The 22,169-nt window shown below is 74.3% G+C and carries 22 protein-coding genes; 12 read left to right on the forward strand and 10 right to left on the reverse strand.

Annotated elements, in window-relative coordinates; genetic code table 11:
• The first annotated feature begins 110 nt into the window (after positions 1 to 110).
• The 3 genes from ABZ801_RS15320 to ABZ801_RS15330 all read left to right on the forward strand — a co-directional run bounded on the left by ABZ801_RS15320 (position 111) and on the right by ABZ801_RS15330 (position 2,578).
• Entirely contained in the window at positions 111 to 650 is a 540-nt protein-coding gene (locus ABZ801_RS15320; protein ID WP_360697958.1) for a hypothetical protein, read from the forward strand.
• A gap of 192 nt (positions 651 to 842) precedes the next feature.
• Positions 843 to 1,712: a DMT family transporter gene (locus ABZ801_RS15325; RefSeq protein WP_360697961.1), complete on the forward strand. Its 870-nt coding sequence runs from the start codon at positions 843 to 845 to the stop codon at positions 1,710 to 1,712.
• Positions 1,709 to 2,578 carry a DMT family transporter gene (locus ABZ801_RS15330; RefSeq protein WP_360697964.1) on the forward strand — a complete coding sequence of 290 codons (870 nt, stop codon included), beginning with the start codon at positions 1,709 to 1,711 and terminating at the stop codon, positions 2,576 to 2,578. Before ABZ801_RS15325 ends, ABZ801_RS15330 begins: the two co-directional genes overlap by 4 nt.
• On the opposite strand, the gene ABZ801_RS15335 is transcribed toward ABZ801_RS15330, so the two are convergent.
• Positions 2,506 to 3,747: a hypothetical protein gene (locus tag ABZ801_RS15335; protein ID WP_360697967.1), complete on the reverse strand. Its 1,242-nt coding sequence runs from the start codon at positions 3,745 to 3,747 to the stop codon at positions 2,506 to 2,508. The two genes, ABZ801_RS15330 and ABZ801_RS15335, sit on opposite strands and share 73 nt — an antisense overlap.
• 27 nt (positions 3,748 to 3,774) lie before the next feature.
• Between ABZ801_RS15335 and ABZ801_RS15340 the strand changes: the two genes are divergently transcribed.
• A complete protein-coding gene (locus ABZ801_RS15340) occupies positions 3,775 to 4,485 on the forward strand; it encodes a polysaccharide deacetylase family protein (RefSeq protein WP_360697970.1) in 711 nt (236 codons plus the stop codon).
• Between the two features lie 241 nt (positions 4,486 to 4,726).
• Positions 4,727 to 5,098 (forward strand): hypothetical protein, encoded by a 372-nt coding sequence (locus tag ABZ801_RS15345; protein ID WP_360697973.1) that lies wholly within the window; start codon positions 4,727 to 4,729, stop codon positions 5,096 to 5,098.
• On the opposite strand, the gene ABZ801_RS15350 is transcribed toward ABZ801_RS15345, so the two are convergent.
• Positions 5,056 to 5,577: a CBS domain-containing protein gene (locus ABZ801_RS15350; protein WP_360697976.1), complete on the reverse strand. Its 522-nt coding sequence runs from the start codon at positions 5,575 to 5,577 to the stop codon at positions 5,056 to 5,058. The two genes, ABZ801_RS15345 and ABZ801_RS15350, sit on opposite strands and share 43 nt — an antisense overlap.
• The gene (locus ABZ801_RS15355; protein WP_360697979.1) at positions 5,574 to 6,053 is read right to left on the reverse strand and encodes a pyridoxamine 5'-phosphate oxidase family protein; all 480 of its coding nucleotides are present in this window, start codon (positions 6,051 to 6,053) and stop codon (positions 5,574 to 5,576) included. Before ABZ801_RS15355 ends, ABZ801_RS15350 begins: the two co-directional genes overlap by 4 nt.
• 285 nt (positions 6,054 to 6,338) lie before the next feature.
• Between ABZ801_RS15355 and ABZ801_RS15360 the strand changes: the two genes are divergently transcribed.
• Together ABZ801_RS15360 and ABZ801_RS15365 are read left to right on the forward strand one after the other, a co-directional pair.
• Positions 6,339 to 8,699: a phosphoketolase family protein gene (locus ABZ801_RS15360; protein ID WP_360697982.1), complete on the forward strand. Its 2,361-nt coding sequence runs from the start codon at positions 6,339 to 6,341 to the stop codon at positions 8,697 to 8,699.
• An 18-nt stretch (positions 8,700 to 8,717) separates the two neighbouring features.
• Positions 8,718 to 9,809 carry an acetate/propionate family kinase gene (locus ABZ801_RS15365; RefSeq protein WP_360697985.1) on the forward strand — a complete coding sequence of 364 codons (1,092 nt, stop codon included), beginning with the start codon at positions 8,718 to 8,720 and terminating at the stop codon, positions 9,807 to 9,809.
• A gap of 41 nt (positions 9,810 to 9,850) precedes the next feature.
• On the opposite strand, the gene ABZ801_RS15370 is transcribed toward ABZ801_RS15365, so the two are convergent.
• Positions 9,851 to 10,294 carry a pyridoxamine 5'-phosphate oxidase family protein gene (locus ABZ801_RS15370; RefSeq protein WP_360697988.1) on the reverse strand — a complete coding sequence of 148 codons (444 nt, stop codon included), beginning with the start codon at positions 10,292 to 10,294 and terminating at the stop codon, positions 9,851 to 9,853.
• A gap of 177 nt (positions 10,295 to 10,471) precedes the next feature.
• Here ABZ801_RS15370 and ABZ801_RS15375 point away from each other — a divergent pair, with 177 nt between their 5' ends.
• Entirely contained in the window at positions 10,472 to 11,344 is an 873-nt protein-coding gene (locus ABZ801_RS15375) for a universal stress protein (protein ID WP_360697991.1), read from the forward strand.
• Between the two features lie 56 nt (positions 11,345 to 11,400).
• On the opposite strand, the gene ABZ801_RS15380 is transcribed toward ABZ801_RS15375, so the two are convergent.
• Positions 11,401 to 12,093 (reverse strand): response regulator transcription factor, encoded by a 693-nt coding sequence (locus ABZ801_RS15380; protein ID WP_360697994.1) that lies wholly within the window; start codon positions 12,091 to 12,093, stop codon positions 11,401 to 11,403.
• A 185-nt stretch (positions 12,094 to 12,278) separates the two neighbouring features.
• On the opposite strand from ABZ801_RS15380, the gene ABZ801_RS15385 reads away from it, so the two are divergent.
• Positions 12,279 to 13,973, forward strand: a complete 1,695-nt coding sequence (locus ABZ801_RS15385) for a GAF domain-containing sensor histidine kinase (RefSeq protein ID WP_360698194.1) — start codon at positions 12,279 to 12,281, stop codon at positions 13,971 to 13,973.
• A 27-nt stretch (positions 13,974 to 14,000) separates the two neighbouring features.
• Here the strand turns inward: ABZ801_RS15385 and ABZ801_RS15390 are convergent, their stop codons facing one another.
• Positions 14,001 to 15,938, reverse strand: a complete 1,938-nt coding sequence (locus ABZ801_RS15390; RefSeq protein WP_360697997.1) for a multicopper oxidase — start codon at positions 15,936 to 15,938, stop codon at positions 14,001 to 14,003.
• Positions 15,939 to 16,102: 164 nt separating this feature from the next.
• Between ABZ801_RS15390 and ABZ801_RS15395 the strand changes: the two genes are divergently transcribed.
• On the forward strand, positions 16,103 to 17,101 hold the full coding sequence (locus tag ABZ801_RS15395) for a zinc-binding alcohol dehydrogenase family protein (RefSeq protein WP_360698000.1): 999 nt from the start codon (positions 16,103 to 16,105) through the stop codon (positions 17,099 to 17,101).
• A 36-nt stretch (positions 17,102 to 17,137) separates the two neighbouring features.
• Here ABZ801_RS15395 and ABZ801_RS15400 read toward each other — a convergent pair whose 3' ends face one another.
• The 3 genes from ABZ801_RS15400 to ABZ801_RS15410 form a co-directional block, all read right to left on the reverse strand.
• Entirely contained in the window at positions 17,138 to 18,634 is a 1,497-nt protein-coding gene (locus ABZ801_RS15400; RefSeq protein WP_360698003.1) for an AAA family ATPase, read from the reverse strand.
• Positions 18,635 to 18,639: 5 nt separating this feature from the next.
• Positions 18,640 to 19,320 carry a CBS domain-containing protein gene (locus tag ABZ801_RS15405; RefSeq protein WP_344955112.1) on the reverse strand — a complete coding sequence of 227 codons (681 nt, stop codon included), beginning with the start codon at positions 19,318 to 19,320 and terminating at the stop codon, positions 18,640 to 18,642.
• A gap of 106 nt (positions 19,321 to 19,426) precedes the next feature.
• Positions 19,427 to 19,855, reverse strand: coding sequence for a universal stress protein (locus ABZ801_RS15410; RefSeq protein WP_360698006.1), 429 nt, complete (start codon positions 19,853 to 19,855; stop codon positions 19,427 to 19,429).
• Between the two features lie 165 nt (positions 19,856 to 20,020).
• Here ABZ801_RS15410 and ABZ801_RS15415 point away from each other — a divergent pair, with 165 nt between their 5' ends.
• Positions 20,021 to 20,440 (forward strand): OsmC family protein, encoded by a 420-nt coding sequence (locus tag ABZ801_RS15415; RefSeq protein WP_360698009.1) that lies wholly within the window; start codon positions 20,021 to 20,023, stop codon positions 20,438 to 20,440.
• 668 nt (positions 20,441 to 21,108) lie between these two features.
• Positions 21,109 to 21,678 carry a hypothetical protein gene (locus ABZ801_RS15420; RefSeq protein ID WP_344955106.1) on the forward strand — a complete coding sequence of 190 codons (570 nt, stop codon included), beginning with the start codon at positions 21,109 to 21,111 and terminating at the stop codon, positions 21,676 to 21,678.
• Between the two features lie 165 nt (positions 21,679 to 21,843).
• On the opposite strand, the gene ABZ801_RS15425 is transcribed toward ABZ801_RS15420, so the two are convergent.
• Positions 21,844 to 22,155, reverse strand: coding sequence for an STAS domain-containing protein (locus tag ABZ801_RS15425; RefSeq protein ID WP_360698013.1), 312 nt, complete (start codon positions 22,153 to 22,155; stop codon positions 21,844 to 21,846).
• Between the last annotated feature and the right edge of the window lie 14 nt (positions 22,156 to 22,169).

A 22,169-nucleotide genomic window follows, 5' to 3' on the forward strand; every position in this document is an offset into this window, starting at 1 on the left:
AGTGGCGCCGGACGATAGGTGACGAGCGCACCTAGCGGAATCTGGGGGAATGCACGGCGGGACGGCGGGCAGACCCCAGCCGAGCCGAATTCCCGTCAGGAGGTCGCAGAGTGCGCAGAGAGGAAACGCGTCCGACGCTGGCCCGCTCCGCGGCCCGCGGGCTGGTCGCCGCGATGGCGATGACCGGGATCCGCACCGTCACCGCGGCCGTCGGCAGCTACGAGAAGAGCCCGCCCGAGGCCATCTTCGAGAAGCACGCCCCCGGCCGGATCCGGCGGCTGCCGCGCCGCCAGCGCGAGGCCGTCACCGAACTCGCCCACTGGGCGTACGGGACCGGCGGCGGTGTGATGTTCGGCCTGCTGCCCCGCCGCGTGAGGCTGCACCGCGCCGCCGGCCCCGTCTACGGCCTGTCGATCTGGCTGGCGTTCGAACTGGGAATCGCGCCGCTTCTCGGCGTCCGCCACACCCGCCGGCGCCCCGCCCTCTGGCGCGCCGTGGTGGCCGTCGACCACATTCTCTACGGAATCGTGGTGGCGGGCTGGCTCGCCCCCGAACCGTCGCTTCCGCCGGAGCCGTCGAACGAGAAGGAAATCGCCGACGATTCCTCCGGGCAGGAAATGACCTCCGGCACGGAAGCTCGGCGCAATTAGGCGGAGTGCCGCCGCGTCATCGGTACCTCGTCCGATGTCCCGCCTCTGCTGACCGCGTCGCGCGAAGACCACTTCCACGCCCTGCCCCTCCGCTGCCCCGCATGTGGTAAATCGCCAGGTCAGTGGGGGTGTGGCCGGTGAGAAGCGGCACGGGAGGGGTACGACGCCCCCCATGATTCCGGCGGGGGGCCGATGAGCACCGCGCTCGCACTGGCGGCGGCCTGCTTCATCGGCGCGGGATTCGTCGCCCAGCAGCACGTCGCCTACCGCGAGCCGCTGGACGAGATGATGCACCTGCGGCTGCTCACCCACCTGATCCGCAAGCGGGTGTGGCTGCTCGGCATCGCCGCCATGGTCTGCGGCCAGGTGCTGGGCGCGCTGGCGCTGACCGGGGCCGACCTCGGCAGCGTCGAGCCGCTGCTGGCCACGAACCTGATCTTCGCCTTCCTGATCGCGCACGCGGTCTACCAGGAATGGCTGAGCCACGCGGCCTGGTGGGGGGCGGTGCTGGTCACCGGCGGGGTGACCGGCTTCCTGGTGTTCGGGCGGCCGCAGGGCGGGCAGGCGGCGGGCCCCACGTCGCCGCGCTGGCTGGCCGCCGGGGTGGTGCTGGCGCTGGCCGCCGGGCTGGCCCTGCTCGCCGCGCCGTGCTCGCTGCGGACCAAGGCCATGCTGTTCTCCGCCGCGGCGGGCATGATGTTCGGCGTCCAGGACGCGCTGACCCACGGCACGCTGCAGGCCCTGGACGGCGGCGGCCTGGCCGCCGGCCTGTGGAACTGGCAGCCGTACGCCCTGGTCGCCATCGCCGTGGTGTCGCTGCTGCTGGCGCAGAGCGCGTTCGACGCCGCCCCGCTGGCGATCTCGCTGCCCGCCATCACCGCCGCCGAACCGATCGTCGGGATCGTCCTCGGCGTCTTCGTCTTCGCCGAACGCCTGCAGGTCACCGCGGGGGCGCTCGCGGCCGAGGTCGCCGGGCTGAGCATGGTCGTGCTCGGCATCGTCGTGCTGGGCCGGGCGCGCTATCCCGGCAAGCCGGTGACCACGGGGGACGGTCCGTCATGATCATCGCGATCGTCCTCGCCCTGTGCGCCGCGGCGAGCAACGCCCTGTCGTCGGTGCTGCAACGGCGCGCGGCGCGCTCGGTCGCGCCGGGCGACTCCTTCCAGATGTCGGTGATGCTGAGCCTGGTGCGCGACACCGGCTGGCTCCTCGGCATCCTCGCGCTGATCGCGGGGTTCCTCTTCCAGGCCGGGGCGCTCACCGTCGGCCAGCTCGCCCTGGTCCAGCCGATCCTGGTGACCGAGCTGCCCTTCACCATGGCCTTCATCTGGCTGGTGCTCGGACGCAGGCTCGACCGCGAGTCCTGGATCGCCGTCGGCGCCATGACCGTCGGGCTGGCCGTCCTGCTCGCCGCGGCCAGCCCGGCCCACGGCACGCGGACGCCCCACCGCGTCGAGTGGGCGATCGCCATCCTGGTCACGGTCGGGGTGATGGCGTTCCTGGTGGCGTCGTCGCGGGGGGGCCGCGGCGCGCGCCGCGCGGTCCTGCTGGCGGTGGCGAGCGGGCTGGGGTTCTCCTTCACGGCCGCGCTCATGAAGGACGCCACCCGCGCCATCCCCGGCGGCGCGTCCTCGGTGCTGACGTCGTGGGCCCTCTACGCCATGGTGGCGGCGGGGCTGGCGAGCCTGGTGCTGCTGCAGGACGCCCTGCGCAGCGGCTCGCTGGTGGCCGTGCAGCCGGGACTCAACGTGACCGACCCGGTCGCCAGCATCGCCTACGGCGTCGGCCTGTTCGGCGAGTCGATCCGCCTGGGCGGCTGGGTGGTCCTGGAACTGCTGGGCATCGGCCTGATCCTCTACGGCAGCATCCACCTCGCCCAGACGCGGCCGCTGCGCGACCACGCCGGGGGCAGGGACGTCTGCGACTGAGGTCCGCCCGGCGCCGGCGCGGAAGCGCCGCCGAGCAGGAGCGCCTCGGCGGACGGCTCCGCGAAGAGGGCGGCGCCGGCGGCGACCAGCCGGGCGCGCTCCCCGGGGCCGGCCAGCCGGTCGAGCGCGGCGAGCAGGTCCCGCGGGCCGTCGGCGTGGACGCTGAGCCCGTCACGCGCCATGGCCAGCGCGCCGTCGCGGCCGTGGCCGGGAATCGGCCGGTAGGAGATCACCGGCAGCCCGGCCGCGAACGCCTCCCGGCAGGTCAGCCCGGCGGCGTTGTCGACCAGCGCGTACGCGTCCGCCATCAGCGCGGGCAGGTCGTCGCGCCAGCCGAGGGCCAGGCCGGGCCGGACGGCGGCCAGGCGGCGGCGCAGCCGCTCGTTGCGGCCGCACAGGACGACGGGCAGGTACCGTCCCGAACCCGCCAGGACGCGGGCGGTCTCGGCCACCTCGCCGACCCCCCACGATCCGGCCGAGACCAGCACCAGCCGGTCGTCCGGCCGCACGCCGAGCCGCTCCCGGGCCCGCCGCACCGCCGCCGGACGGCCGCGCGGGCGGTGGAACGCCGGGCCGGTGAGCGGGGCGCAGCACGCCGCCGGACGGCCGGTCAGCGCGGTCACGCGCCGCGCGGTCGACGGGGACGGGCACAGGTAGCGGTCGTTGCCCGGATGCAGCCACATCCGGTGCACGGCGAAGTCGGTCAGCAGCACGGTGCTCGGCACGGCGAGCCGGCCGCGGCCCCGCAGCCGCCCGGCCGCCTGCGCGGCCACGTGGAACGTGGTGACGACCTCGCCCGGACGACGGCGCCCCACCAGCCGCCGCAGGCGCGCGGCGGCCAGCACCGTCAACGGCGAGTCCCATGCGAGGGCGCGCCGCTCCCGCCGGGCGCGGGGCGCGGGGTCGCCGCCGTCCGGCTCCCGGAGCGGCGGGGGAGCGAAGAACACCCGGTAGATCAGCGCGTACACCCACGGCGCCGACCGCATCATCCAGCCGTACCACCGGCGCAGCCCGCCGCCCAGCCCGAGCGGCAGCAGGTCCAGCAGGTCCACCACCTCGGCGGCGCCGCCGGCCGCCGTGAGCCGCCGGGCCAGCTCGGCGGCGACGCCGTCGTGCCCGGCGCCCATGCTCGCGCTGACGATCAGCACGCTGTGTCGTGCTGGCGTCACCGTCCGGCTTCCCGCAGACTGGAGGGAATGGCCCGCGCCGCGCTCACACTCGGATTCACCGGCCTGGCCCTGCTGCACGCCGGGCCCGCCGCGTCCTGGCTGCCCGTCGTGCGCCGCCGCCTGCCGGGGCTGGCGGGCGTCGGCCACGCCGGGCACGTCGCCCTGACCTTCGACGACGGGCCCGACCCCCGGTCGACCCCGCTGTTCCTGGACGAGCTGCGGCGGCTCGGGTGCCGGGCCACCTTCTTCCTGCTGGGCGACATGCTGCGCCGCCACCCGGAGCTGGGCCGCCGGATCGCCGCCGAGGGCCACGAGGTCGCCGTGCACGGCTGGGGGCACCGCAACTCGCTGGTGACCCGCCCCGGCCGGGTGACCGCCGAGATCGCCCGCGCCGCCGACCTCGTCGCCGCCGTCACCGGCACCGAACCGGTCTGGTACCGGCCCCCCTACGGGGTGCTGAGCGCCGAGGCGCTGGCGGCGGCCCGCCGTCGCGGGCTGCGGCCGGTGCTGTGGACGGCGTGGGGCAAGGACTGGACCCGCACGGCGACGCCGGCGTCGGTCCTGGCCACGCTCGCCCCCGGCCTCCGGGGCGGGGCCACCGTCCTGCTCCACGACTCCGACTGCACCTCCGCTCCGGGTTCCTGGCGGGCGGCGCTCGGCGCCCTGCCCGACGTGGTGGCCCGCTGCGCCGACCTCGGCCTGCGGGTGGGTCCGTTGCGGGAGCACGGCGTCCGCTGAGAGGGCCGCCCGCCCACCGGACACGGCACGCGCCGGTCCGGTGGCGGTGCGTCACCACACGTTCCACCCGTCTGCCCGATGGACCGCCGGCCAAACCGCCGTCCGGCGGGCGTCCTAAAGTTCCGTGCCGCTCGACCGTCGTAGCAGGCATGAGGATTCGCGAGGCGCCGGGAGGGACCGTGGTCGTGCAGGAGGAGGGGCCCGGGGGCCCCGCGATGTGGGTCCGGATCGGTGACGGGCAGTGCCCGGGGCCGGACACCTGGCGTCGGCGCGCACCCTCCTGGTGGGCGGCACGGGCGGCCTGCAGACCGTCACCGTCGACGGCGACCGCCTCGGACGGCCCGCCGCCGCCGCGAACCCGTCCTCGTCGGGCGTCTACACCGTGATCGACGACGAGAGGCGGCACCGGCTGATCGTGGGCTGGGGCGACCGCGTGACTGGGCACGGCGGTGGCCTCCAGCAGCTCGTCGCCTACCGCAACAGTGCCGTCTCCATCGGCACCGAGGGCGACCTCCGGGTCACCGACGCGGCCACCGGCACGCCGCTGCCCCCCGGGCTGAGGGGGCGGGGTCAGTCCGGGGAGACCGTGCTGTGCGGAACGGTGTCCCGCTGACGCTCGGGGAGCACCGGCTCCATCCGGTACATCGACGGCATGCAGGAGCCGCGCGGGCGGTCGTGCCCGGGGGCTCCGGCCAGCGCCGCGATCAGGTCGCGGGCGGTGACCAGGCCGATGAGGTCGCCGTGCTCGCCGGTCACCGTCACGTTGTCGCGTTCGGCCGACAGCATCGCGGCGGCGGCCTGCGCGAGCGTGGCCTCGGGCCGTACGCACATCGGGCCCCGGCGCGGCAGCAGGGTCGTGACGGCCCTGCGGGCGCGCACCGGGCTGGTCGGCTCCCAGGTGGAGGTGAGCGTCGCCGCGTCGACGACGCCCAGGCAGTGCCCGTCGCCGTCCACGACCGGCAGGTGGTGGACGTGCGCCCGGCACATCAGCTCCCAGGCCATCAGCACGGTCTCCTCGGCGGTGACGGTGAGCAGGTCGGTCGTCATCACCTCGGCGACCGGGCGCTGGTCCGGCGGCCTGCGCGTGTTCATGGTTCCTCCTGGACGTGGGCGGAGACGGCGTCCCTTCGGGGCGGCGGGGTGGGCGGCCGCAGGATGCGGCGGCCGGTGACCTGCCGCGCGGTGACGCGGATGAAGTGGTCCCGCGTCCCCGGAGACCACGGGGTCAGCGGCAGCCGGGCCAGCCGGGCCCGTTCGGCGGGGGAGGTCACGGCGCGGGCGGGGCCGACCAGGGTGACCGACCAGCCGGTGCGGTCGGCCTCGTCGAAGTCGTCGGCCTCGAAGGCGACGATGGCGCCGCGGGTCGCGGCGGCCAGCTTCGACCCGGGCACGGTCCGGATGATCACGCTGTCGTCGGCGTCGAGGACGAAGTTGACCGGCTGGATCGCCGGCAGCGCCCGGTCGGTGAACACGATCCTGCCGATCGGCACCGACCGCATCAGGTCCAGGCACTCCCGCGTGCCGATGACCTGCAGCCCGCCGTCGGCGTCCTTCGTGTCGTGCCTCATGTCGTGCCTCACGTCTCCCGTTCCGGCCCTGCCCTCATGTCTCCACTGTCGGCGCACACCCGGCCGGTTCGGCAGGGACGAACGTCACCGGACGTGGGGACGTCGGCGTCCGGACGGCCCCCGGGGAACGGACCTTCGTCCCTGCCGCGGCGGGGACGGGCGGTGATGCGATTGCCGTGCCCGGTCGCGGGGAGGTCGTCCAGACGCGGAACGCTCGACGACCCGCGGCGGCGGACCGGCCCCGCCGCGTCCGCCGCGGGCACCGACAAGGCGAAGGAACCCGCCATGAAGCAAGCCGAAGCGCTGACCGACCACGACGTGCGGCTGATCGACGCGTACTGGAGGGCGGCGAACTACCTGTCCGCCGGGCAGATCTACCTGCTCGCCAACCCTCTGCTGCGCGAGCCGCTGCGTCCCGAGCACATCAAGCCGCGGCTGCTCGGCCACTGGGGCACCACGCCGGGGCTGAACTTCTGCTACGCCCACCTCAACCGCGTGATCAAGGCCCGCGACCTGGACATGATCTACATCATGGGGCCCGGGCACGGCGGCCCGGCGGCGGTCGCCAACGCCTGGCTGGAGGGCACCTACAGCGAGGTGTATCCGCACGTACCGCGGGACGCGGCCGGCATGGCGCGGCTGTTCCGGCAGTTCTCCTTCCCCGGCGGGGTGCCGAGCCACGTGGCGCCCGAGACGCCCGGGTCGATCCACGAGGGCGGCGAGCTGGGGTACGCGCTGGCGCACGCCTACGGCGCGGCGTTCGACAACCCCGACCTGGTGGTCGCGTGCATCGTCGGCGACGGGGAGGCAGAGACGGGCCCGCTGGCGGCCAGCTGGCACTCCACCAAGTTCCTGGACCCGGTGCGGGACGGGGCGGTGCTGCCGATCCTGCACCTGAACGGCTACAAGATCGCCAACCCGGCGGTGCTGGCCCGCATCCCCGAGGAGGAGCTGGTGGCCCTGCTGCGCGGCTACGGCCACCACCCGATCCTGCTGAGCGGGGACGACCCGGAGGAGATGCACCGGGCGATGGCGGTCGCGCTGGACGAGGCCCTGGACGAGATCGCCCGCATCCAGGCCGCGGCCCGCTCCGGGGTGCTCACCGGACGGCCCCGCTGGCCGATGATCGTGCTGCGCACCCCCAAGGGATGGACGGGCCCGAGGGAGGTGGACGGCCTGCCGGTGGAGGGCACGTGGCGGGCCCACCAGGTGCCGCTGGCGGGCGTACGGGACGACCCCCAGCACCTGGCGATGCTCGAGGCATGGCTGCGGTCCTACCGGCCCGAGGAGCTGTTCGACGCCGACGGCCGTCCGCTGCCCGAGCTGCGCGACTGCGCGCCGGTGGGGGAGCGGCGGATGAGCGCCAACCCGCACGCCAACGGCGGGCTCCTGCTGCGGCCCCTCGTCCTGCCGGACTTCCGCGCCTACGGGGTCGCGGTCGACAAGCCGGGCGCCACCGTCACCGAGCCGACCCGGGCGCTGGGGGCGTTCCTGCGCGAGGTCGTGGCGGCCAACCCGGACAACTTCCGGATCATGGGCCCGGACGAGACCGCCTCCAACCGGCTGGGCGCGGTGTTCGAGGCCACCGACCGCGTCTTCACCGGGGACCGGTACCCGACCGACGAGCACCTGGGGCCGCACGGCCGCGTCATGGAGGTGCTCAGCGAGCACCTGTGCCAGGGCTGGCTGGAGGGCTACCTGTTGACCGGCCGGCACGGGCTGTTCAACAGCTACGAGGCGTTCATCCACATCGTCGACGCCATGTTCAACCAGCACGCCAAGTGGCTGAAGGTCACCCGGCACCTGCCGTGGCGGCGGCCCGTCGCCTCGCTGAACTACCTGCTGTCGTCGCACGTGTGGCGCCAGGACCACAACGGGTTCACCCACCAGGACCCCGGCTTCCTGGACGTGGTGATGAACAAGAAACCGGAGATCATCCGCGTCTACCTGCCGCCGGACGCCAACACCCTGCTGTCGGTGGCCGACCACTGCCTGCGCTCGCACGACTACGTCAACGTCGTCGTCGCGGGCAAGCAGCCGTCCCCGAACTGGCTCCCCATGGACGAGGCCGTGCTGCACTGCACCCGCGGCATCGGCATCTGGGAGTGGGCGAGCACTGACGGCGGCGCCGACCCCGACGTGGTGCTGGCCTGCGCGGGCGACGTCCCCACCCTGGAGACGCTGGCCGCCGCCGACCTGCTGCGGCGCCACTTCCCCGAGCTGCGGGTGCGGGTGGTCAACGTGGTCGACCTGATGCGGCTGCAACCGGAGTCCGAGCACCCGCACGGGCTCGGCGACGCCGAGTTCGACGCGCTGTTCACCGTCGACAAGCCGATCATCTTCGCCTTCCACGGCTACCCGTACCTGATCCACCGGCTCACCTACCGCCGCGCCGGCCACGGCAACCTGCACGTGCGCGGCTACAAGGAGGAGGGCACCACCACGACCCCGTTCGACATGGTCATGCTCAACGACCTGGACCGCTACCACCTGGTCATGGACGTCATCGACCGGGTGCCGTCGCTGGGCGGGCGGGTGGCGCACGTCCGCCAGCGCATGAACGACCAGCGGCTGGTCATGCGGGCCCACACGCGCGAGCACGGCGAGGACGCGCCCGAGGTCCGCGACTGGACCTGGCCCTACTAGGCCAGAGAGGAGGCAGCGATGCGGATACTGACCGTCAACCCCGGATCCAGCAGCCTCAAGCTGAGCCTGCTGGACGACGACACCCCGCTCACCCGCGCCGAGATCGCCACCGGTGACGGAGGGCGGCAGTCCGAGCGCATCACCGCCGCGGTGGCGCGGATGCCCCGGCCCGACGCCGTGGGGCTGCGGTTCGTGCACGGCGGCCGCGACCTCGTCGAGCCCGTGGTCGTCGACGACCGGGTGACCAAGCGGCTGTACGAGCTGGTGGACCTGGCGCCCGTGCACCAGCCGCTGTCGCTGTACGCGCTGGGCGAGATCGGCCGGGCCCTGCCCGGCGTCCCGGTCGTCGGCTGCTTCGACACCGCCTTCCACGCGCACCTGCCCGAGGCCGCCGCGACCTACGCCGTCCCGGCCGAGTGGCGCGAACGCCACGGCCTGCGCCGCTACGGCTTCCACGGCCTGTCCTACGCCTACGCCACCCGGCGTGCGGGCGAGCTGCTGCGGGCCGATCCGGCCACGCGGCGCATGGTGATCTGCCACCTGGGGTCGGGCGCCTCGCTGGCGGCGGTCGCCGGCGGCCGCTCGGTCGACACCACGATGGGCTTCACCCCGCTGGAGGGGCTGGTCATGGCCGGACGCGCCGGAAGCATCGACCCCGGCATCCCGCTGTGGCTGATCCGCCACGGGCTGTCCGCCGAGGACGTCAACGACGCGCTGGAACACCGCTCGGGGCTGCGCGGGCTGGCGGGCACCGGCGACATGCGGCGGCTGCGCGTCCGCGCCGCCGACGGCGACGAGACCGCCGCCTTCGCGCTGGACGTCTACCACCACCGGCTGCGCGCCTGCGCAGCCGCGATGGCCGCCGCGCTGGGCGGCCTGGACGTGCTGGTCTTCACCGGCGGCGTCGGCGAGCACGACGCCGAGGCGCGCCGCCGCCTCGCCGAGGACCTGTTCCACCTCGGCGTCGCCGTCGACCCCGACCTCAACGCGACGGCCCACGGCGACATCGAGATCACCGCCGCCGACGCCCCCGTCCGCACCCTGGTGGTCACCGCCCGCGAGGACCTGGAGATCGCCGCGGGGGTGCGGGCCGCCCTCGGCGCCGCCTGAGGGCCGGCGCGGGCGCCCGCTTCACAGGGGCGCCGCTGCTCTCACAGGGGCGCCGCGTGGCCCGCCGTGTCGGGGGCCGGCGCCGGGATGCGGCGCCCGGAGAACATCTGCGGGCGGATGCGGAGGAAGTGCTCGCGCTCGCCCGGCGCCCACGGGGACAGCGGCAGCCGGCGCAGCTGCTCCAGCTCGCCGGGGTCGGTGACGACGCGGGCGTGGCCGACGACCACCACCGACCAGCCGGTGCGGGTCGTGGCGTCGAAGTCGTCGGCCTCGAACGCGACGACGGCGCCCCGTACCGCCGCGGCCAGCTTGGACCCGTTGGACGTGCGGATCACCACCTCGTCGTCCACCAGCGCGAAGTTGACCGGCTGGACCGCGGGCAGGGCCCGGTCGGTGAACACGACGCGGCCGACGGGAGCACCCGCCAGCAGGGAACGGCACTGGTCGGCGTCCAGGATCTCCAGTCCGCTGCGATCGAGAGGCATGCCCCTCAGCCTCCCGCCGGGCCGCGCACCGGCACCAGGGACGAAGGTCCCTGGACGGCGGCCGGGACCCGTGCGCCGCACGGCCCGCTGCCACAGGACGATCCGGAAAGGGGCTTTCGGCCCTACGGCGGCGCGCGCGAACGAGAGTCGATGGAGGTGACGCACGAGGAGGGGACGATGACTCACGGTTCGCACGTGCTCGTCGGCTACGACGCGACGCAGGAGAGTGAGCGGGCGTTGCGGTGGGCGGCCGAGGAGGCCCGGCTGCGCGGGCTGCCGCTGCGCGTGTGCCACGCCTGGAGGTGGCCGTACCCGGTCGGCTACATCGACTACGAGTGCATGGCCAAGGTCCAGCGGATCGGCGAGCACATCCTCGACCGCGGGATCGCCCTGGCCCACGACATCGCGCCCACGGTGGAGACGCAGAGGCACCTGATGGACGGCCCGGCCGACGCGGCGTTGATGCACCAGGCCCACGGCGCGGAGCTGATCGTGGTGGGCTCGCACGACCTGGACGAACTGCCGGTGGGGTCGACCGCGCTGCGGCTGCCCGCCCGCGCGCGTCGTCCGGTGGTGGTCGTGCGCCCGACCGGCACGCGGTCCGGCGAGGTGGTCGTCGGCGTCGACGGTTCGGCGGCCGGCGACGCGGCCCTGGCGATGGCCTTCGAGGAGGCCGAGCTGCGCGGCTGGCGGGTGCGGGCCGTGTACGGCTGCTGGGAGCCCAGCGCGGCGCGCGACGAGGACCTCGGGCTGTTCAACGACCAGGAGAAGCTGTGCCGGGTCTGCCGGGACCGGCTGGACCGCGCGGTCGCGCCCTGGCGTGCGCGCCACCCGCTGGTGGAGGCCGAGGCCGCCCTGGTGGTGGAGCCGCCGCGGCAGGCGCTGTTCGCCGCCGCCGAGACCGCCGACCTCGTCGTGGTGGGCAACCGCGGCGTGGGCGGGCTGGAACCGCTGGCGCTGGGGGCGACCAGCACCGCGCTGCTGCAGCACGTGCCGTGCACGGTCGCCGTCGTCCAGGCCGCCGGGCAGTTCACCGTACTGGAGGACTGACTGCCGGGCGGGGGACCGGCCTGCCGGCCAGTGATCCAGGGGTCTGGTGTTCCGGTCTAGTGTTCGCGTCCGGCGTCGGCGCGGGTCCCCTCCGCCCTGAGCTGGGCGGCCAGCGCGGCGGCCTGCGTGCGGCGGCTCATGCCCAGCTTGGCGAACAGGTTGGAGACGTAGTTCTTCACCGTCTTCTCGGCCAGGAACATCCGCTCGCCGATCTGCCGGTTCGTCAGGCCCTCGCCGATCAGCTCCAGGATCTGGCGTTCCTGGTCCGACAGGGCGGCCAGGGGGTCCTTGCGCTCCTGCCGTTCGCGCAGGCGCCGCAGCATCCGCTGGGTGCTGCGGGGGTCCAGCAGCGACTGCCCGGAGGCGACGGTGCGCACCGCGCCGACCAGGTCCGAGCCGTGGATCTGCTTGAGCACGTAGCCGGCGGCGCCGGCCATCACCGCGTCGAACAGGGCGTCCTCGTCGTCGAACGAGGTCAGCATGAGGCAGGCGATCTCCGGCCGGCGGGAGCGGATCTCGCGGCAGACGCTCACCCCGTCGCCGTCCGGCAGCCGCACGTCCAGCACGGCCACGTGCGGGCGGGCCGCGGGGATGCGGGCCAGCGCCTGGTCGGCCGAGCCCGCCTCGCCGACGATCTCGATGTCGTCCTCGGCCGACAGCAGGGCGGCGACGCCGCGGCGCACCACCTCGTGGTCGTCCAGGAGGAATACCCGGATGATCTGGTTTTTGTCGGCCGTTGGGCCCGTCATGACATCAGTCCCCTAGTCTCGTGGTCGTGTCCACTGTTCGACGCTAGCCGTGGGGGAAAAGGTCGAGAAGCACCAAGGTCCCCGATCCGGGGGACCAAGGTCCCGAGATGGACGCCCGCGCTCGAACGAGAAATGCTGAACTGGTGATCCACGACAACGGCTCCGGGGACGAGGCGGCACGCCCCATGCTGCCCCAGCTACGGCTCGACGACCTGCTCGCCGAGCTGCAGGCGCGGCTGGAGGCGGCCCGTGCCACCCGCGACCGGATCCACGCCCTCCTGGAGGCGGTCGTCTCCATCGGCAGCGAGCTTGACCTGGAGACGGTGCTGCACCGCATCATCGAGGCCGCCACCACGCTGGTGGACGCCCGGTACGGCGCGCTCGGCGTGATCAGCGAGGAGGGGGAGCGGCTCGTCGAGTTCATCACCGTGGGCGTGTCGGACCGGCAGATCGAGGACATCGGGCACTGGCCGCACGGCCACGGCATCCTCGGCCTGCTCATCAAGGAGCCGCACTCCCTGCGGCTGACGGATCTGAGCCGGCACCCCGAGTCGTACGGGTTCCCGCCGGGCCACCCGCCGATGCGCACGTTCCTGGGCGTGCCGATCCGGGTCCGCGACGAGGTCTTCGGCAACCTGTACCTGACCGAGAAGGCCGGCGGCGCGCAGTTCGACGAGGAGGACGAGGCGGTCGTCATCGCCCTGGCCACCGCCGCCGGAGTCGCGATCGAGAACGCCCGGCTGTACGAGGAGACGCGGCGCCGGGAGCGCTGGCTGGAGGCCTCGGCGGAGGTCTCCACCGCGCTGCTGTCGGGCACCGACCCGCGCGAGGTCACCGATCTGGTCGCCCAGCGCGCCCGCCAGATCGCCGACGCCGACCTGGCCACGGTGTGGCTGACCGACGAGTCGGGCGGCGAGCTGCGGATGGAGGCCGCCGACGGCGCGCACGCCGGCGAGCTGCGCGGCCTGCGCATGCCGCTGGACGAGACCACCGCCGAGGGGGTGCCCGGCCGCGTGTACCGCACCGGCGTCCCGCTGCGCCTGGAGGAGGGCCGGGCGGCGCCGTGGAGCGTCGAGCTGCCCGCCGGGCTCCAGGACGGCGCCGTCCTGGTCGTCCCGCTCGGCCTCGGCGCCTCCGCCCGCGGTGTGCTCGCCCTGCTCAACGCGCCGCTGTCGCAGGCGTTCGACACCGCCGCCCAGCGGCTGGTCGAGGCGTTCGCCGCCCAGGCCGCGGTGGCGCTGGAGCTGGCCGACCGGCGCCGCGACGCCGAGCGTCTCACCCTGCTGGAGGATCGCGACCGCATCGCCCGGGACCTGCACGACACCGTCATCCAGCGGCTGTTCGCCACGGCCATGACGCTGATGAGCGCCATCAAGATCACGCAGCGGCGGGACGTGGCGGTCCGCGTGCAGCGGGCGGTGGACGACCTGGACGACACCATCCGGCAGATCCGCTCGACCATCTTCGCCCTGCAGACCACGCCCGACGAGGAGAGCCTGCGCAGCCGCCTGCACGCCGTGGTCGACGCGGCGGCCGCCAACCTCGGCTTCGCGCCCTCGGTCCGGCTGGACGGCCTGCTGGACACCGCCGTCTCCGACGACGTCGGCGAGCACCTGCTGGCCGTCGCGCGCGAGGCGCTGTCCAACGTCGCCCGGCACGCCCGGGCCACCGAGGCGAAGGTGGCCGTCGAGGTCGGCGACGAGGAGGTGGTGCTGCGGGTGGAGGACGACGGCGTGGGCATCCCCGAGGGCGGCCGCCGCAGCGGGCTGCGCAACATGGCCGAACGCGCCGAGCGCCTGGGCGGCTCCTTCCAGACGCGCACCCGTCCCGGCGGCGGAACCCTCCTGGTGTGGCGCGCGCCCCTGGAGGAGGCGGGCTGACGCCCGCCGGGCGGGCGGCGGCTCACGTCAACGGGCCGCGCGGATGACGTACGGCCGCATCATCTCGTTGTCCTCGTGTTCCAGCAGGTGGCAGTGCCACATGTACCGGCCGGCCCGGTCGAACCGCACCTTGACGCGCGTGATCGCGTTCGGGAGGGCGAGCACGGTGTCCTTGAAGCCCCGCTCCCATGCCTCCGGCGGGCGGGCCCTTTGCCCGCGCCGCTGCCGGTCGACGACCTGGAACTGGACCTCGTGGATGTGGATGGGGTGCGCGTCCGCCGTGAAGTTGTGCATCTCCCAGATCTCGGTCGTCCCGACCGCCGGCTCCTCGGTGACGGGCGCGTCCCATTCCAGGGGCACCGGCTTGCCGTGGCGGTCCAGGGTGCCGAGGAACACCGCCCTGGGGCCGACGCCTTTCAGCCGGGCGGAGTTCGCCTCGTTCAGGGACACCCGCCGGGTGAGCCGCGCCGCGCCCAGCGGCTGGAACGGGGGGAGCGTGAGCTGCTCGGGAGGCGTCGACCCGTCCGCGGCGGCGAGGGGGCGCACCACGAACTTCATGACCTGCCCGGTGGTCTTCGGGTTCGCGGGCCTGAAGTCGGTGCCGGCCGTCCCGCCCTTGAAGACCGCGTCCGGCCCCTCGTTGATCAGGTACAGCTCGGTGCCGGCGGGCAGGCCCGAGAAGTCGACGATGACGTCGGCGCGCTCGGCGGGCGCGATGAGCAGCTGCCCGAGCCGGACGGGCGCCGGCAGGAAGCCGCCCTCGCTGCCGATCTGCCACGGGGTGAGCGCCGCGGCGGCGGGGCGGCGCGCCAGCGGATCGGTGACGATCTTCAGGATCAGCGTGCGCGCGTTGCAGCCGTTGAGGAACCGGAACCGGTAGCGGCGCGGTTCCACCGGCAGCACCGGCCAGGTCCGGCCGTTGGCGAGCATCGCGGCGGCGAAGAACTCGGGGTTCCAGATCGGGGAGATGTCGCTCGTCGGAACGTAGGGCCCCTTGAACCCGTCGAACACGGCCCGGCTCGCCGGATAGGACAGGCTCCCGTCGGCGTTGAACGACCGGTCCTGGATGAGGACGGGGATCTCGTAGTACCGCGTGCCCGGCGGGTCGCCGAGTCTCGGCGCGGGACCGGGCAGCACCCCCCGGCCGAGGTCCGTCGGCCCGCCGCGCAGAAGGTAGAAGCCCGTCAGGCCGGCGTAGACGTTCAGCCGGGTGATGCCCAGGCAGTGGTCATGGAACCACAATGTGGTGGCCCGGCCGTGGTTTTCGTAATGGAACACCGCGTCACCCGGGCGCCAACGCGTTTCGTGCTTGGCCTCGAATTTCCGCCTGAATTCCTCGTAGAAGGAACCGGCGGAGGCATATCCCCGTGGAATGTCGCGTGCGGCCGGTAGATACCATGCCTCGGCGTAGCCGTCGCTCTCCTCGGTGTTCAGCCCTCCGTGCAGGTGCGTCACGATGGGCACCGGTCCGGTGTACGGGCCGGGTGTCGAGGTGAAGGAGGGGCGGGAGTCGCGCCCCGGCGTGCCTCCCGGCGGGTACGCCCAGTGCAGCGTGGGGTCCACCGGCAGCAGGGGCGGCAGGTACCTTCCCCGGGCGTCCACCAGTTCGTTGACCCATCTGACCTCGACCGGCCGGTCGATGTCCGCCTCGATGGTGTAGGCGGGGTAGTGGAACGTGTCCGGGTGCCGGGAGGACCCGTATCCCCACACGGTCGTCGCCGGGCTGCCCGGCGGGAGCAGCTGCTGGCGGAACTGGCGCACGCCGATCGTGTACCGGTCGGTGTCGCCGCGGCGGTCCGGTGGCATCACCGGCGGTATCACCAGCTCGGCCGCGTATTTCTTGATCGCCGCGGGATCGAGTGGGGCGGCCCTTCCCGCCCCGGTCCGCGCGGTCGTTCCGGCCGGCAGGAGAAGGCCCGCTCCTCCCACCGCTCCCGCCCGCAGGACGCGCCGCCTACTGATCATCGGTCCCCCCGTTCGCCGCCGCGTCGAACAACGCGCATCAAAACACGTGAAAAGCCGCATACCCGGGCAAATCCAACACATTCTTCGCTGCGCGGCGCCGGCCGTCCCGCGGGCCCGTGTCAGCCGCTCGGAAGCGGGCATCGCGGTCCTGGAGGGAGACGGTGATGCGGGCGTGGAGCGTGCGGGAGCCCGGAGCGATCGCGACCGGGCCGCTGCGGCCGGTGCACCGGGACGTGCCCGAGCCCGGCGGCGGCGAGCTGCTGCTGCGCGTCCGGGCGTGCGGGGTGTGCCGCACCGACCTGCACGTGGCCGAGGGCGACCTGCCGGTGCACCTGCCGGGCGTGACCCCCGGGCACGAGATCGTCGGCGAGGTGGTCACGGCGGGCGCGGGCTGCCGTCACGCGCCGGGCGACCGGGTCGGCGCGGCGTGGCTGCGCGGCACCTGCGGCGCGTGCCGGTACTGCCGCCGCGGCGCCGAGAACCTGTGCCCGTACTCCTCCTACACCGGCTGGGACGCCCACGGCGGATACGCCGAGTACACGATCGCGCGCGACGCCTACGTCTACGACCTGCCCGCGCATCGCGGCGACCTGGAGGTGGCGCCGCTGCTGTGCGCCGGGATCATCGGCTACCGGGCGCTGCGCCGCGCCGCGCTGCCGCCGGGCGGGCGGCTGGGGATCTGGGGCTTCGGCGGGTCCGCGCATCTGGCGGCCCAGATCGCGATGGCCGAGGGGGCGACCGTGCACGTGTTCACCCGGGCGGCCGCCGCCCGCACCCTGGCCAGGGCACTGGGGGTCGCGTCCGCGGGCGACTCGTTCGACCCCGCGCCCGAGCCGCTGGACTCGGCGATCGTGTTCGCCCCGGCCGGAGAGCTGGTCCCGGTCGCCCTGGAACGGCTGGACCGGGGCGGCACCCTGGCGATCGCCGGGATCCACCTGACGGACGTGCCGGCGCTCGACTACCGGCGTCACCTGTTCCAGGAGCGGCAGGTCCGGTCGGTCACCGCCAACACCCGGGCGGACGGGGAGGAGTTCCTGCGCCTGGCCGGACGGCTGCCGCTGCGCGTCGCCGGCGCGCCCTACGAGCTGTCCGACGCCGACCGGGCCCTGGCCGACCTGGCCGCCGACCGGGTCGAGGGCGCCGCCGTCCTGTTCGCCGGCTGACCGCCCGCGTGACCGTCCCGGCACCGGGGACGCGGGTCAGCCGGGCGCCATGCGCGGCCGGCGGTGCCAGACGTGCTCGGCGCCGTGCGGGCGGACCAGCGCCAGCGCCTCCCGGGCCGCGGTCTCCGGCGCCGCGGTGGTGTCGACCACGGTCGCGCCGGGCCACGGACGGGCGTCGGCGGTCATCGCCGCCGCGACGGCGGCGTCGGCGTCGGACGCGCCGCGCGGGCGGGTGCGCAGCCGTTCCGCGGCGACCTCCGGCGGCGCCTCGCAGCGCAGGGCGAACAGGTCGGCGTGCTCGTGCCGCGCCGCCTCGGCGGCCGCGTCGCGGTGCTCGGGGGCGGTCCACGAGGCGTCCAGGACGACGCTCTCGCCCAGGCGCAGCAGGCGCCGGGCGCGGTCGATCAGCTCGGTGTAGGTGCGGTGCGTCCACGCCGGATCGTAGATGCCCTCCCGGTAGGCGGCGGCCGCGGGCTGCTCCGGCGCCAGCCCGGCCAGCTCCTTGCGGACGCGGTCGCTGCCGAGCAGGGTGCAGCCCAGCCGGTCGGCCAGCGCGCCGGCCAGCGTCGTCTTGCCGGTGCCGGGCGCCCCGCCGACCAGGATCAGCGAGACGGCCCCGGCGCGCAGGTGCCGCAGCGCCACCTGCGCGAGCGCGCCCGCCTCGGCGGCCGCGTCCGGGTCGCCCTGGGCGTGCCGCAGGCAGGCCACCTTGGCGCGGACGAAGGCGCGGTAGGCCACGTAGTGGTGGCGCAGCGACGGCGGCGCCGGGTCGGCGGCGAAGTCGGCGTACCAGGCGACGAAGCGTTCGGCCAGGCCGGGCGCGCCCAGGCGCTCCAGGTCCATGGCCAGGAACGCGGCGTCGTCGAGCCCGTCGAGCGAGCGCAGGCGGTCGTCGAACTCCAGGCAGTCCAGCACGCGCGGCCCGTCGTCCAGGCAGAAGATGTCGCCGGCCAGCAGGTCGCCGTGCCCGTCGACGACGCGGCCGTCGGCGATGCGGGCGTCGAACAGCGGCCCGCGCCCGGCCAGGAAGCGCATGGCGCGCTGCTCGGTCTCCAGCGCGTCGGCGGTGTCGATCGACGTGCCGTGGAACGGCCTCACCTGCTGGAAGCCGTCGGCCCACCGGCCCTGGAGGGCGTCCCGGGTGCCCTCGGCCGAGATGCCGGGGCCGCGCGGCGCCATGGAATGCCAGCTCGCCAGCGCGTGCGCCACCGACCGCACCGCGTCGTCCACCGGGACGTGCGCGGCCACCAGGCGCGACAGGCGCCGCTCGGCCGGCATCCGGCGCATCACGACCAGGTGGTCGCAGGGTTCGCCGGCGGGGCCGTGGACGTCGGCGACGCCGAGATACACGTCGGGGGCGAACCTGCGGTTCAGCTCCACCTCCCGGTGGCAGGCGCGTTCGCGCGCCTCGCGCGTGGTGAAGTCGAGGAAACCCAGGCTCACCGGTTTCTTCAGCTTGTAGGCGCGGTCGGCGGCGAAGAAGACGATCCCGATGTGGGTCTCGCTCACGGCGGCGGGCGGCGCGGCGTCCATCGCCCTCACACCCGGCGGTAGGACTCTGGAATGGTGTCGTCCTGCTTGTAGTAGAGCAGTTCCCGCACGTCGACCACGCCCTCCGTGGCCGCGGCCAGCCGGACCAGGACCGGGATCATGCTGCGCCGGTCGACCCGCCCGGTCAGCTGGACCACCCCGTCCTGGACGCGGACGGCGACCTGGGAGGGGTCCTGCCAGAGCCGGTCCACCAGGACCTCGCGGATGATCTCCTCGCGGATGTCGTCGTCGGAGCGCAGGAAGACGCGCAGCAGGTCGGCGCGGGTGACGATGCCGGCCGGGCGGCCGTCCGCGTCCACCACCGGGGCCTGCTTGAACCCGTGCCGGGCCAGCAGCCGGGCGGCCTCGGCGACCGAGGAGTCCTTCGACACGGTGACCGCGGGGCCGCTCATCAGGCCCCGGGCGTCCACGGCGCCGGCCTTGGCGTGCACGCGGCGGCGCCGCAGCGACTCCAGCAGCGTCCGCGGGCCCTCCGCGTCCTTGTACTCCTGCTTGCGCAGCAGGTCGGCGTCGGTGACGATGCCGGTCACCCGGCCGTCCTGGCCGACCACGGGCACGGCGTGGATGCCGTGCTCGGCCATGGCCTCCACGATCTCGATGAAGGGCGTCTCCTCGGCGACGGTCACCACCCGCGCGGTCATGACGTCGGCGACCTTGCGTCGTCGCATGTTCCCTCCCGGGGCCTTTCGTAGGTCTTCAGCCTTGCTGGGCAGGTCCGGACGGCGTAGTGCCGAGCGGCCCGGCGGCCACGCGCTCATCGCGGGAGGCCCGGCGTCAGGCCGTCTGGCGGCTCGCGGCGTGATCCGCGCAGATCACCACCTCGCAGGCGGCCCTCTCCAGCACCACGGGCACGGTGGCCCCGCCGAGCGGGTTGCCGTGCTCGGAGTGCTCGCGGGCACCGATGACCAGCAGCTCGGCGCGGCGGCCGGCGGCGGCCAGCACCTGGCCGGGGTCGCCGACCGGTACACGCAGCCGGGCGGTGAGCCGCCGTGACCGTGGGATCTCGCGTGCGGCCAGGCGGCGCAGGCGCAGCCACTCGACGACGGTGCGCAACGGGCGCGGTCCGCCATCGTGCGAGCCGAGCACATGGATCACGTCCAGCACGGCGTTGCGTCGGTGGGCTTCGGTCACGGCGCGGCGGAGCGCCGCGATCGAGTTGGGCGAACCGTCGACGCCGACGACGACGCACCGCGGACCCGGCATGGCATTCATGATGAACCTCCTGATCGACTCCAGCCTCGCGGCGGCGCGGAGCCGCCGACAGTGCCGACGGGCCCCCGGCGCGCGGGACCTTCGCCCCTTCGGCGGGCGGCCCGCGAGGGGGAGCCTGAGAGGTACGGTTCCGAAGCCACCGCGTGGGGGTGCGCCATGAACGAGATCACCGTGATCCACCGCGACGGGGACGCGTTCGCCGTCCTGGTCCGCGGGCACGTCATCTGTGTGGACCAGCCGTTCGCGCTCGGCGGCATGGACGACGGCCCGACGCCGGTCGAGCTGTTCGTGGCGAGCCTGGCCGCCTGCGCCGCCCTCCACGGACGGCGCCATCTGCGCGACCACGGCATTCCCGCCGACGGCCTGGAGGTCCGGGGGCGGTTCGTCATGAACGCCGGAGCCCGGCCGCACGTCGCCCGCGTCGACCTGAGCGTGCGACCGCCGCACGGCCTGTCGCCGATGATCGTGGCGGGGCTGCGGAACGCCATCGACCGCTGCACGGTGCACAACTCGCTGCTGGACCTGCCGCGCATCACCGTGGACGTCGAGACCGTCGCGGGCACTCCCGTGATCTGAACAACCTCCGTGGTCTTTTTGAGCGTGGTCTTTTTGAGCGGGGTCTTTCTGAGCGGGGCCTTCCGGCTCCTTCAGCGCCGAGCCGTCGGCGCGTTCACCGGCGGACGCTCCGGTGAGGTGCCCGGTTTCGGCACGACGTGCAGCCGGGGCCTGGGCGGGGTGGCACGGGAGGTGCGCGGGGCTCCGGCGTGTTCCGGCGGTGGCGGCACCAGTTCCAGACGGGGACGCGGTGGCACGGCCGCTTCGTTCCTCGGCGGGTCCGTCCGCTGAAGGTCCGTCCGCTGAACGCCGGCCCTGCCGACGTCACGCCGGTAACGGGACAAACGCCTGAGCCAGCCGTGCGGGTGGGGGAAGAGGACGGCCGCTATGGCGGCGAGCAGGGCCCGGTCGACCAGGTCCCGGAAACCGTGACCGGTGCCGCGGGCGCGTGTGGCGTTGCGGTTCATGTCGTCCTTTCCATGGCGCCGTGGTTGGGACGTCACCTTCCAGCCTCCGCGCCGTCACGGCGGCCGCCGTAGGGACCTCGTCCCCCGATGCGGGGGTCTTTGGTCCTGGACGGTTCGGAGGACCAAGGTCCCGCCGATCAGGAGACCTAAGCGTCTGTCCGCCCGAGCGCGCCGAGGGTTGAGTCGTAGGTGGCAACCCTTCCTGGAGAAGGCGAGAGGACGATGGCAGTCTCGACCCCCAAGGCCCGTGACGGGCACCGGACGATCCGGCAACCGCACCTGAGCCGGCCCGAGCCGCTGGTCGAATCGCCCGCCGCGCGGTACGTCTGGGCGATCGCCCGGCTGTCGCTCGGCTGGGTGTTCGTGTGGGCGTTCCTGGACAAGACCTTCGGGCTGGGGCACGAGACCCCCGGCGCGAAGGCGTGGCTCAACGGCGGGAGCCCGACCGAGGGGTTCCTCGCGCACGCCCCCAAGGGCCCGTTCGCGGGCTTCTACCGCGACCTGGCCGGCGTCGTCGCGCTCGACTGGCTGTTCATGATCGGCCTCGCCGGGATCGGCGTGGCGCTGGTGCTGGGCATCGGCATGCGGATCGCGGCGGCGGCGGGCGCGCTGCTGCTGGTGATGATGTGGAGCGCGGTGCTGCCCCCGGAGAACAACCCGTTCATGGACGACCACCTGATCTACGCGGTCCTGCTGGTGGGCCTGGCGCTGGTCAGCGCCGGCGACACCCTCGGCCTGGGCCGGTGGTGGGGACGCACCGCCCTGGTACGCCGGCTGCCCGCGCTGAAGTGAGGAGAAGCGAGAAGCGGCGAAGAGCCGGGCGGCAACCGCCCGGCTCTTCGCTGTTCGCTGTGCTGTTCGCTGTTCGCTGTTCGCTGTCGTGTCGCTTCCCGCGCCTGCCTGCTTCTTTACGTTTCCTGCTTCTTCCGCTTCGTTCCGCTTCGGCCGCGGACGGGGTCAGCCCGGCCGGACGGCGGCCGCCGTGACCGCGAACCGCCGGCTCAGCCCGGTGATCTGCAGCAGCCGCACCACCGGGGGCCGGGCGTTGACGATCGTGACCCGGCCGCCGAGCGCCTCGGCGAGGTCGCCGGCGACCGTGAGCGCGCGCAGTCCCTGGGCGTCGCAGAAGTCCAGCCGCCCGGCGTCGACCACGACCCACGGGTGATCGAGGTCCAGCGCGGTGAGCAGCAGGTCGCCGAAGAGCTCCGCGGTGGCGATGTCCAGTTCACCGGCCACGCTCACCACCCTCGTCCCTCCGGGGGCGGTCATGAGCGACATCGTGA

Origin of the sequence: Actinomadura sp. NPDC047616 (assembly GCF_040642915.1) — a bacterium.
GTDB lineage: Bacteria > Actinomycetota > Actinomycetes > Streptosporangiales > Streptosporangiaceae > Spirillospora > Spirillospora miaoliensis.